The sequence below is a fragment of the uncultured Thiodictyon sp. genome, from assembly GCF_903828115.1.
Taxonomy (GTDB): domain Bacteria; phylum Pseudomonadota; class Gammaproteobacteria; order Chromatiales; family Chromatiaceae; genus Thiodictyon.
The window spans coordinates 1-10,759 of the sequence record NZ_CAIKKU010000891.1 but is presented as its reverse complement, the minus strand read 5'-3'; the positions used below and the strand labels follow the sequence as shown (position 1 = coordinate 10,759).

Here is a 10,759-nt window from a genome sequence, read left to right as displayed (position 1 = left end):
GCCGCTCCTACGCCGTAGGAGCGGCCCCCAGGCCGCGACGAATGTCACCCTTAGAGGTGGCTGGCCGGGGCTTGCGCCTTGGCGCAATCTGTCCAAGGCTGAAGCCTTGGACTCCAGGTCGCCGGGTTGTCCGTTACACCGAAACATGAAAGCCCACGGTGGGAGCGGCTTTACCTTCACCCCAGAAAGAGCAGTTCTCACACAGAGACACAAAGATCACAAAGATTTTCAGAGCGATATGTCGGTCGCGGAGATCACCTGGGCGGCGGTGATCGGTGCAACGCTTTCAATGATCTGTTTTTCTTTGTGTTCTTTGTGTCTTTGTGTGAGCAATTCCCGGATTTGGGTTGCTGGGTTCCCGGTGCGGCCCGTCGCGGCTGAAGCCGCTCCCACGGCGTCGCTGCGCGACGCTTAGCGACTCGCGGTGATCACAAGCTGCTGGAGAGCGGTCAGCGGCCGGACAATGGGGAGCGACTGCTTGCCGCGGTGCGCAACGAACCCGGCCGCTTGCGGCAAGTCGTGGCCGGCGCGATCAAGGTCGAGTCTTGAATCGCACGGGGGCCTCGATCATGGTTCCAGCCAGCGGCGCCCGGCTGGGGTCCGCGGCTTGCGCCTTGGCGCAACCCATCCAAGGCTGAAGCCTTGGACTCCAGGACGCGGACCGGTGCTTGGCGGCCGGTGCGCTGATCAAGGCCGACCGTCACACGGCGGCCATATCTCCCTGCTAGGCTCGGTCCATGGCCGTGCGGCATCCGCCCGGCCCCCAGGTCTGCGAATTCATCGCCAAGGTCTATGCGCCTGTCATCATTACGGCCGCCCCACCAGTATTCCCGTCTGACGCCCAAAGGCCAGCCGATCGCCATGGATAGGGCGGGTAAGGCGCGCCTGACGGACGCGTCGGCCAAGGTCGGCCTGGCGGGCGCGACGGCCTTGATCGTCGCTCCGGCCACTGGAGGTCGAGGCTTTAGCCGGTCCGGCGTGCAGGCGCCACTGATTTCTCTTGGATATCTCGGGAGCCGCCACCGGCTGAAGCCGCGACCTCCGGTTGCGGACGCAACGCCACTGGCCGGAACGATGGTCAAGGCCGGCGCAACGGCCAGGCGCGCGGCCGTCGCCACCGCCCGGACCGATCCCGGTCAGGCGACGCCGCGGGGCTGTTAGGCCGATGGAAGACCTGTTCCAAGGCATCGACGCCTGGGTGGTCGGTCACCCGGGCTGGACCTATGTCACCGTGTTTCTGATCGCCATGGGCGAATCCATGGCGGTGATCGGGGTGGTGGTGCCGGGGGTGGTGTCGCTGATCGGGGCCGGCGCCCTGGTCGCCACCGGGGCCATCTCATTCTGGCCGGCCTTCGCCGCGGCGTCCGCGGGCGCCATCGTCGGCGATGGCCTGAGTTACGCGGTGGGCCGGCACTACCGTGCGCACCTGCACGACCTCTGGCCCTTTTCCCGCTACCCGCGGCAACTCGAATGGGGCGTGGAATTCTTTCACCGGTACGGCGGCTGGAGTATCGCCATCGGCCGCTTCGCCGGACCCAGCCGGGCCATAGTGCCGCTGGTCGCCGGGATGCTGCAGATGCCGCCGCGGCGCTTCTATGCCGCCAACGTCACCTCGGGGATCGCCCAGACCCTTATCTTCTTCCTGCCGGGCATGGTCCTCGGGGCCTCGCTGAAGCTGGCCGCGGAGGCGGCGTGGCGGCTGGTCATCCTCGCGGTGCTCCTGCTCGGCGCCCTGGTGCTCGCCTTCTGGCTCGCCCGCCGGGTCTATCGCCTGCTCGCCCCCCACGCCAGCGTCTGGCTCCAGGCGCTGCTGCGCTGGTCCGACCTGCACCCGACCATGGGCCGTCTCGCCCACGCCCTGGCCGACCCCGGGCACCCGGACGCCCGCGCCCTGACCGGTTTCGCCTTCCTGCTGATCCTGGGCGCCCTGCTGGTCGGGGCCATCACCGGCCTGACCCAGTTCGCCGCGCCGGAACTGGCGCTCGATCGCGCCGCCCTGGACCTGGGCCAGAGCCTGCGCGACCCGCTGGGCGACCGGTTGATGGTGCGCCTCGCCGCGCTGGGGGCGCCCGCCGTGGTCCTGCCGCTGGTGGTGCTGGTGTTCGTCTGGCTGCGCCGACAGGGCCAGGTGCGCCATGGTCATTACTGGCTGGCCGCCGCTGCCTTTCCCCTGGTCGCCACCCCGCTGCTCGGCGCCCTGCTGGCCGTGCCGCGCCCCGATCTCGGGCTGCAACTGGTCCTGCCCTGGTCCTTCCCCAGCGGCCCCGTGTTGCTCGCGACCTGTGTCTACGGGTTCCTTGCCGTCTCCATCGCGCGCGGCCTGCCCGAGCGGTACCGGTGGGCGCCCTATGCCCTGGCGACGACGACGATCGCGGCGGTCGCCGTGGCGCGCGTCTATTTCGGGGCCGAATGGTTGACCGGCGTGGTCGACAGCAGCGCGCTGGGGCTGGTGTGGGTCGCCGCGCTGGGGCTCGCGTTGCATCGTCATGTCCACTTGCGGCGGTGCTCCGGGGTGCTCGCCGCGGTCGCCGCGCTCGGGTTGGTCGGCGGGCTCGCCCTGCACAGTTGGATCGCCGGTGACCGGCAACTGGCCCGGCTGACCCCGGCCGAGCGCACCTCGATCGTCGCACGCAGCGCCTGGCACGACACCGGCGGGGCCCGCCTGCCGCACCACCGCGAGGACCTGAGCCGGCACAACCGCCATCCTCTGAGCATTCAATACGCCGGTGACCCCGCGGCGCTCACCGCCGCCCTCGGCGCCGCCGGTTGGGCGCCGGCGCTGGTGCTCGACTGGGAGAACGCCATGCGGCTCCTGTCACCCTCCCTGCCGCTGGACGAACTGCCGGTGATCCCCCAGGTCCACGACGGCCGCCACGAGGTCCTGATCCTGACCAGGGCCGCCGGACCTGACCGGCGCGAGGTGCTGCGCCTCTGGCCCGCGGGTTTCCGGCTGGACGACGGCACGCCGCTGTGGGTCGGCAATGTCAGCCGCCAGCGCAAAGACGTGGTGCTCGAGCTGGTCGTCGTCCCGGCCACGATCCCGCACGACTTCGACTTGCCGACCGACTTCAGCGGGGGGACGGGCGGGCTCGTGACCCACAGCGAACCGGGCACCGGGGTTGTCCTGATTGAGCCTGGTAGCCCCTGACGAAATTGCCTGGACCAATTGGCGTAGGGTGCGCCGTGCGGCCTTGATCATAACCCCGGCCCCTCAGCCGACGGCGAGGTTTGCGGTCCGCACAGCGGACCCTACGGCCCTGGAGCGCCATTTTCGTTGTCGTTGTCGTTGTCGTTGTCGAGATTATCGTAGCGTCCGGGATTCTCTCGCACCCCAAAGCGCGTCGCTTCTCCGATTACGACAACGACAACGACAACGACAACGAGTTACGTGGATTGAAGTCTCACCCTCACAGCGGCGCGAAGAAGGCCCAGAGTTCGGCCAGCAGTTGCTGCTCCTGACGGGCCCGGCCGGGATAGTCGAAGTGTCCGGCCTCAAGCACGAACAGCCGCTTGTCGCCCGGGATGGCGTTGTAGACCGCGAACTGACCGGGCGGGGCGACGGCCGGGTCGAAGACGGCGGCCGCCACCTGCATGGGACTGCGGATGTGCCTGGCGGCAATGGCGGAATCGTAGTACGCCAGGGTGTCGAGGACCCCGCCCGCGGTGCGGGCGTAGCGCTGGAGCGCGGCGGCGCTGCCGGTGCTGGGCAGGCGCAGCCGCAGGGGCTGGTGGCCGAAGCTCGGCACATTGAGATGGCCCCGAGCGATCCGCTCGTCCCAGGCCAGGGCCAGGGCCCCGATGCCGCCGCCGAAGCTGAGGCCCAGATAGCCCAGATGCCCCGCCAACTCGGGGAAGATCCCGAGCAGGGCCGAGACCCCGGTCCAGACATCATCGACGCAGCCGCCCAGGATGTAGCGATCGCGCTGATCGAGGTCGTGGAGCACATGCCAGTTGGGGTCCGGCGAGATCGGCGGGCGCCGGCTGCGGCTCAGACCCCGAAAGCAGGGCACCAGATAGGCCCCGTCGGCGCGGGGCAGGTTCAGCGGCGGGCACTCGATCCCGCCGTAACCGTGACCCAGCACGAAGCCGCGTCGCGGCAGCCCATCGCGCGGCGTCAGGAGCCAGCCGCGAATGGGAAAGCCGTCAGTGGAAGCGTATTCCAGGTCATGGACCTGAAAGCGCGGATGGGCGTCACTCGAAGACCGCAAACGCGGGTTCGGTACCACCCCCAGCGCACGGTGGTAACGCGCCGTCCAGAAGGCCGCGAAATCGGCGGGCTCGGGCGGGGGCGCCACGGCGCGCAGGTCATCCAGACTATATCCGTAACTGGGATCGAACGGGTATTTGTGGGTGAAGGGCATCAATGGAGGGCTCGATAGGCACGGATCGGGCATTGATCATCACTCCGGCCACGCGCCCTTGCGGGCCGGAGGTCAGTAAAGCTTCGGGACGTGCAATTCCGGCGGCAGCGGCTCGCGCTCGTAGTCCGGGTTGAAGACCCGCTCGGGCAGGGTCACCTCCTCATGGGGCACCGGCACGTAGGGGATCTGCTCGATCAAGTGGTGAATGCAGTTGAGCCGGGCGCGCTTCTTGTCGTTGGCCTCGACGATGTACCAAGGCGCCTCGGGGATGTTGGTCCGGGCGAAGGTCTCTTCCTTGGCCTTGGTGTACTGCTCCCAGCGCACGCGCGATTGCAGGTCCATGGGGCTCAGCTTCCATTGCTTGAGCGGGTCATGGATACGCATCAGGAAGCGCAGTTGCTGTTCCTCGTCGGTGATCGAGAACCAATACTTGATCAGCCGGATGCCGGAGCGTACCAGCATCCGCTCGAACTCGGGTACGTCCTGGAAGAACTGCTCGACCTGATCGGGGCTGGCGAAGCCCATGACCCGCTCCACCCCCGAGCGGTTGTACCAGGAGCGGTCGAACAGCACGATCTCACCGCCCGACGGCAGATGCGGCACGTAGCGCTGGAAGTACCACTGGGAGCGCTCGCGCTCGGTCGGCTTGATCAGGGCCACGACCCGGCAGACCCGCGGGTTGAGCCGCTGGGTGATGCGCTTGATGACGCCGCCCTTGCCGGCCGAATCGCGCCCCTCGAAGATGACCAGGACCTTCTCGCCGGTATGCTCCACCCAGTCCTGGAGCTTGATCAGCTCCGCCTGGAGACTGAGCAGGGCCTTGAAGTAGGTGGTCCGATCGAGCGTCGCCGGGTGTTTGCGCTTGAAGATCGCGCGCAGCTCCAGCGACAGTTCGGGCTCGGACATCTCCAGTTCATAGTCTTCGTCGAGTTCATCCTCGAGCTCGGCGGCGAGCCAATCCTTGACGGCGGGTGCGTGGTCGTCGCGGTTCATCGTATTCGCTCCGTTCTGGGGAGGGTAGCGTGTGCCCCATGGCGCGCGACCGCGTGCCGGTCCGGGTGCCAGAGGGCCAAGTGGTCACACTATACCATCGGCGTCGTTCGGTGCCGAAGGCGGTCTTAGGCATAGTTCACTAATAAGTCAAGAAGGTCCATTGGAGAATACTCTTAGCGCCGTTGTCGTTGTCGTTGTCGTAATCGAGTTTATCGTCGTACCCCTGATTCTCTCGCACCCTAAATTGCATCGCCTCTCCGACTACGATTACGACAACGACAACGATTGCGCTTGTGTTTAACGTGTCCTTGACTCGTTACTCGGTTGGGCGGGCGTTGCCCGCCCTTTCTCCTTCCAGCTTACTGCCAAGCGGGCAGGGCGCCTTGATCGGTACCGAGATACCCGATCGCGGCCTTCTTGCGGTTGTCCCAGAGCGCGTTGATCCTGGCTTGCACCGCGGCGCGGTCGGCGCCCTTGTAGCCCTTGATATCCTCGTCGCCCGGGTGCTGGAAGTTGGCCATGATATAGGCGTGGCCGTGGTAATTCGGCGCCACGGCCAGTCCGGTCACCTCCGCGCCCATGGGCGCCGAGAGGATCCGCGCGAGCTTGCGGGTGTCGAGGTTGAAGGCCCACAGATAGTTGTTGTTGCGCCGGCCCGTGTCCTCGCCGATGAAGAGGGTGCGGATCGCCTCGACATACACCAGGTTGTCCGGACCGCAGACCCGGTCCTGGCTGCACGCATTGCCTTCGGCGTCCTTCTTGTCCTCGCCCTGCCAGCCGCCCGTCAGCTCGGGGATCGGGCTCAAGGTCGTGCCGACGAAGGGGCTGTCGATTGCGGTGCCGCTGCTGTCCTGCCGGCCGCCCGCGGTGTCCATCTCCAGCACCAGGCCGCCGTCGTTGCGTGCCAGTTGGATGGCGCCCGCCCCGTCGGCCATGCCCGCCTCGACGCGTGAGATCGCCAGATAGAATTTCTTGTCGGCCTTGTTGTAGGCGATGTACTCCATCTTGGAGAACTCGGTGGTGGCGCCCAGGAGGGCGGCATAGCGGCGGGTCTCGAGAAAGGCGGCCGCCAGTGCCGTATCGAACGCGGCGCTCGGCTTGAGCCGGAGCCACTCGGTGCCCGTATAGGTGACGACCTTGGTAAAGCTGGGGTCACCGGGGTCCGTCAGGGCGACGTCGAAGATGTCGCTGAACCGGATACCGCGATCCACCAGCGCCTTGATCTGCGCATCGCTCGCGTGGCCGAGTCGAATCCATTGCAGGTTGAAGCGCTCCCCGTTCACCGCGCCGGCCGGGGTGAGCCGGGCGGCGTAGAGGGTACCGGCGGAGAGGTCCTGCGCCTTATCGGCGACGAACATGAAGAGCCCGGTGTTCTTGCCGTCGTCCCCGCCGATCGCGGTGCGCTCATCCGCGGCCATGATCTGCATCTCGCGGGCGTAGCGGCCGGCCGCATAGTGCTTGACCACGCCGGTCTTGCCGTCGGCCGCCACGGTGATCTCGGGCAGCAGCCCATAGTGGTAGGGATTGGCGGCGGCCGGGTCGCCGAAGGAATAGCGGCTGAAGCTTGCAAGGTCGGCCTTGTCGTCGGAGTCGGCCGCGCGGGCAGCCCCGCCGCGGACCTTGGCGTCGGGTTCGTATTCTTCGGAGGCCACGTGGGTCTGCCAACCGGAGAGGGTGGCGCCGCAATGAATCCAATTGCCGTGGACCCCGGAAAAGTCGATCGCCCGATACGCCTTGGCCGTCAGCAGGCCGCTGTTCGGGTCCTGGTCCAGCAGCGTCAGCCCGACGGTGGCGGGAAGCTTGGACCAGAAGGAGCCAGTACTGCTGCCGTCGTTGGGGGGCAACTCCCGGTACTCGAAGTTGGTGACCAGCGCCAGGGGATGACCAAGGCCCCCGGGCACGGTCAGTCCCTCGACCTGGATCAGCGAGGTCCCGTCCGGGCCGTCGGACGCCAGTGGGCCATCGCGATCGGTCAGCGCCGCCCCGGCCGCCGTGAAGAGCCCGCCGACCACCGCCTCGCCCACGCGCTCGCCGGTGGCCATGAGCTGGTGGTAACGCAGCGGCAGTTCGGTGGTGGCGCCGTCGGCGCAGACCATCCGCAGGCTGGCGCCGGTATAGACCGCCGCCTTCTCGTCAACGCTGACCGGTGCCGGCATCCCGGTGAACTCCACCCGGGCCGGGGGAGCGCCGCCCGGACACAGGGCCAGGGCCGGCGGGGTACAGACGGACGCGAGGGCGACGCAGAGGGCACGGATGCGCATGAAAAACTCCAGGACTGAACGGGGTTCGCAGCCGCGATCCTAACCCGCCGCGGCCGTGCAAAGGTTGCTGAACTGTTACCGCGGGAGGCCGCGGCGCGGCCCGGAGCCGTGAACGTCGCGCAGCGACGTTGTGGGAGCGGCTTCAGCCGCGACGGGTCGCGCGCGGAACGCAGCGTCGGAGTTCGCCGCGGCGCCGCATCGCGACCGCAGCCCGCTCCCCCAGGGAGCTTTCATGTCGCCCTGGCATGGCGCCGAATCAGGCTTTGTCTGGGCATGGAATGGACGAGAGCGGCAGGAACATCGGTGTCGGCTCTGGTCGCTCGTCCAGCAGACCTTCGACTGCCGACAAGGACTCGAAGCCATAGCGGAGATAAAACGACCGCGCCTCGGGCTTCGCATCGACAACCACGCCGACACAGCCGACCTCGGCGGCCATCCGACGGGCAAGGGTCAGGGCGAACCGTAGCGAGGCCCGGCCAACCCCGCGGCGCTGGGCTTGCCGGGCGACTGCCAGTCTCGCCAGGCGAAGCGTCGGCAACGGATCATCAGGCCCCTCAAGATTCGCCGCGGCTGGGTTCCGGTACCTCGTCAAAGAGCTCGCGCATGGCCTGGTTTGGGGATTCCTGAGCGGCCAGTCGGCGCAACAACCACTCGCCCGACTCGGCGGTGACCACGAGGCGCGGGGGATCACGGCTTCCGCAGAAAGCGCATCGAGGGCCTGGAGATGGTGGAGAAGCGCCTGTTCGATGACGAATCCCGTCTTCAAACCCCGGGCCTGGGCGTAGCGCTCCAGACGCTTCCGGGGGCCTTGATCATAAATCCGCCCAAGACCAAGCCCGGAAGTCGGTTATAAGTGTCGAAGGGGTTGGCAGGACCTCTGAACTTTCATACCCTTGGAAGTGCAAACTAACCCAGGGTGGTAAAAGATGTCCGAAGGTCCTGCCGCGAGAGACTTTAGCCCAGATGCCAGGCGTTCGCCACCTTTCAAGGGCGATCGAACCCACCCGTCGGCGGACGCCATACGCGGCCTGCTGCGCTTCTACGGCAGCGCCGGTTGCTCCGTCTGCCACAGTGGTCCCCTACAGACGGATCACGGGTACCACGCCATCGCGATGCCCCAGATTGGACCCGGCAAGGGCGACCCGGCAGCCGCCGGTGCTGGTCTCGGCGACCGGGGGCGCGGCCGCGAAACCGGCGAGGCAGCGGACAACTACCGCTTCCGCACCCCCTCACTGCGCAACACCGCCCTCACCGGTCCGTGGGGCCACGACGGGGCTTACAACACCCTGGAAGCGGTTGTTCGCCATCACCTCAATCCGGTCGCGGCGCTCAATGGGTATGACACCAACCAGGCAATACTCACTGCCGCCGGGGCGGACAACCCGCCGATCGACGATCGGGATTTCGCCTTGCAGTTGACCCCCGCCGATCGGCTGGACATCGCCGCGGCCAACGAACTTCAGTCCCAGAACCTGTCCGAAGGAGATATCAAGTCACTGGTCGCCTTCCTGCACGCACTCACCGATTGAGGCTCACGATCGGTACCATCACTTTCACCGAGTCGATGAACGAGCGCTTCGCGGCCCAGGCCGGACCCAGTCTCGCCTTTCTCGACGGAAAACTGATGGGGATGGACTACTTCGTAAACCGCGGGAGCCAGGGGGCGCTCGCCTCCCTGTTCGTGGCGGCCGGGGGTTGGGCGGCCGAAGACGCGGATAGCCGCTTGGCGGGCGGGACCTTGGGCCTCGACAACATTCGCATCTCAGCGGTGCCCGCATGGGACTGCGTGTTTGCCTTGAGGCAACCTGGTTCGCTCGCTGAGTGCACGGAGTCCATGTCGATGATGAACTGCAGACGGGCCACCCGACTGATGTCGGAGGAACTCGACCGCCCGCTCACTTGGCGTGAGCGCCTGGCGTTGCGCCTGCACACCCTGATGTGCGGCGGCTGCCACCAATACCGCGAACAAATGGCTTTTTTGCGCAAGGCGTTGCGCTCGCGATCGGGGGGCGACTGAGCGGGCCGCCGCGCCGACTGCGGGGCCGTTGGTCCGCACAGCGGACCCTACGGGCGCGGGGCCGCAGGGTCCGCTGTGCGGACGGGCGACCGCTCGCCCGGCAGGGTGGCCGGGGTTATGATCGAGGCCCGCTGACACTGGGCGGCGGCATCCTGCCGCCATGACGGCAGTCGGCCATCCGCGGCGCAACGCGGCGGGTGGTCAGCCGCGGATGGCCCAGGCTTTGATCCAGTGGTCCAGGGAGATACGGCCGGGTCCGGTCGCGGCCAGGTAGCGACGCTGTGGGCTCGGTCATGGCAGTTGCCTCAGGTCCGGGTGGCGATGGTGATGCCGGTCACGACCTGCTCGCGCAGCAGGACGGCCAGGCAGCGGGTTAGATCGAAGCCCGCATCAGTCCCGTCGCCGGGGTCGGCGGCGATCACGGTGGCCGCGCCCAGCGTGGCGCCGGTCTGCAAGGCGCCGACGAAGCGGCAGTCGCCGACGGACATGGACACCAGTTCCAGCCGGGCCAGATCGGGCAGGCAGGGCCAGCGCGCGGCCGCCTCCTGGTCGGCGACGAAGGCCGCGAAGCCGCGCCCGTAGCCGGCCAGCACCGGCGAGCGCGGCGGCTGGGTGCGTACGAAGGCGCGTGCCAGGTCGCGGAAGCGCAGGTCGCCAACGACGGCCAGGGTCACCGGGAAGGTGTCCGCCAGGGCCTGCATGAGCGACACCGTCACGTTGTTGCGGTAGACGGCGAAGCGCTGCACGGGGTCGGACCCGTTCCAGGTCACGAGGCTGGCGGGGATGGTGCGCCGCGGGTCGAGCAGCGCCGCACACCAGGCGGAAAGTGCGTTCATGCGGCGAGCCCCGCGACCAGACCCGGGCACGTCAGGCTTTGATCGGCGCGCCGGGCCTCGGCGTCGAGTCGATCGAAGGCCGGAATGTCGTTATCCCACTCGATCAAGGTGGGCTGGGGACCGATCCGCGCGAGGGTCCTCGCGACCTCCTTGTTCATCGGCGGCCCGGGGCTCGCCCAGGCCGCGGCGTCCGGCATCGCCGCCTGTGCGGCCATCGCGGCGGACCGGGACCGACTCGGCTGTTACGACCGGGCCAGCGGACGGAGCACTGCCGCGCAACCGGCGCCCTCG

The 10,759-nt window shown here is 67.9% G+C and carries 9 protein-coding genes; 3 read left to right on the top strand and 6 right to left on the bottom strand.

From position 1 onward, the window contains the following. The first annotated feature begins 1,165 nt into the window (after nt 1–1,165). Nucleotides 1,166–3,148: a VTT domain-containing protein gene (locus QZY48_RS33815; RefSeq protein WP_295439057.1), complete on the top strand. Its 1,983-nt coding sequence runs from the start codon at nt 1,166–1,168 to the stop codon at nt 3,146–3,148. A 259-nt stretch (nt 3,149–3,407) separates the two neighbouring features. Here the strand turns inward: QZY48_RS33815 and QZY48_RS33810 are convergent, their stop codons facing one another. The 4 genes from QZY48_RS33810 to QZY48_RS33795 form a co-directional block, all read right to left on the bottom strand. Next, nucleotides 3,408–4,361, bottom strand: coding sequence for an acetylxylan esterase (locus QZY48_RS33810; protein ID WP_295439055.1), 954 nt, complete (start codon nt 4,359–4,361; stop codon nt 3,408–3,410). Nucleotides 4,362–4,433: 72 nt separating this feature from the next. Then, nucleotides 4,434–5,354: a polyphosphate kinase 2 gene (gene ppk2, locus QZY48_RS33805; protein WP_295439053.1), complete on the bottom strand. Its 921-nt coding sequence runs from the start codon at nt 5,352–5,354 to the stop codon at nt 4,434–4,436. A gap of 359 nt (nt 5,355–5,713) precedes the next feature. After that, entirely contained in the window at nt 5,714–7,615 is a 1,902-nt protein-coding gene (locus QZY48_RS33800; protein WP_295439051.1) for an alkaline phosphatase PhoX, read from the bottom strand. 256 nt (nt 7,616–7,871) lie between these two features. Beyond that, on the bottom strand, nt 7,872–8,306 hold the full coding sequence (locus tag QZY48_RS33795) for a GNAT family N-acetyltransferase (protein WP_295439059.1): 435 nt from the start codon (nt 8,304–8,306) through the stop codon (nt 7,872–7,874). Nucleotides 8,307–8,727: 421 nt separating this feature from the next. Between QZY48_RS33795 and QZY48_RS33790 the strand changes: the two genes are divergently transcribed. Together QZY48_RS33790 and QZY48_RS33785 are read left to right on the top strand one after the other, a co-directional pair. Next, entirely contained in the window at nt 8,728–9,144 is a 417-nt protein-coding gene (locus QZY48_RS33790) for a hypothetical protein (protein WP_295439050.1), read from the top strand. Nucleotides 9,145–9,179: 35 nt separating this feature from the next. Beyond that, nucleotides 9,180–9,632, top strand: a complete 453-nt coding sequence (locus tag QZY48_RS33785) for a zf-HC2 domain-containing protein (protein WP_295439049.1) — start codon at nt 9,180–9,182, stop codon at nt 9,630–9,632. A 305-nt stretch (nt 9,633–9,937) separates the two neighbouring features. Here QZY48_RS33785 and QZY48_RS33780 read toward each other — a convergent pair whose 3' ends face one another. Beyond that, the gene (locus tag QZY48_RS33780; RefSeq protein WP_295439047.1) at nt 9,938–10,468 is read right to left on the bottom strand and encodes a DNA-binding domain-containing protein; all 531 of its coding nucleotides are present in this window, start codon (nt 10,466–10,468) and stop codon (nt 9,938–9,940) included. Next, nucleotides 10,465–10,626 (bottom strand): DUF692 family multinuclear iron-containing protein, encoded by a 162-nt coding sequence (locus QZY48_RS33775; RefSeq protein WP_295439045.1) that lies wholly within the window; start codon nt 10,624–10,626, stop codon nt 10,465–10,467. Before QZY48_RS33775 ends, QZY48_RS33780 begins: the two co-directional genes overlap by 4 nt. Between the last annotated feature and the right edge of the window lie 133 nt (nt 10,627–10,759).

Excerpts from the sequence above, each read along its gene's own strand:
- QZY48_RS33810 (WP_295439055.1), bottom strand. The coding sequence starts at position 4,361 with ATGCCCTTCACCCACAAATACCCGTTCGATCCCAGTTACGGATATAGT.
- QZY48_RS33800 (WP_295439051.1), bottom strand. The coding sequence starts at position 7,615 with ATGCGCATCCGTGCCCTCTGCGTCGCCCTCGCGTCCGTCTGTACCCCG.
- QZY48_RS33785 (WP_295439049.1), top strand. The coding sequence starts at position 9,180 with ATGAACGAGCGCTTCGCGGCCCAGGCCGGACCCAGTCTCGCCTTTCTC.
- QZY48_RS33775 (WP_295439045.1), bottom strand. The coding sequence starts at position 10,626 with ATGAACAAGGAGGTCGCGAGGACCCTCGCGCGGATCGGTCCCCAGCCC.
- ppk2 (WP_295439053.1), bottom strand. The coding sequence starts at position 5,354 with ATGAACCGCGACGACCACGCACCCGCCGTCAAGGATTGGCTCGCCGCC.
- QZY48_RS33780 (WP_295439047.1), bottom strand. The coding sequence starts at position 10,468 with ATGAACGCACTTTCCGCCTGGTGTGCGGCGCTGCTCGACCCGCGGCGC.
- QZY48_RS33815 (WP_295439057.1), top strand. The coding sequence starts at position 1,166 with ATGGAAGACCTGTTCCAAGGCATCGACGCCTGGGTGGTCGGTCACCCG.
- QZY48_RS33790 (WP_295439050.1), top strand. The coding sequence starts at position 8,728 with ATGCCCCAGATTGGACCCGGCAAGGGCGACCCGGCAGCCGCCGGTGCT.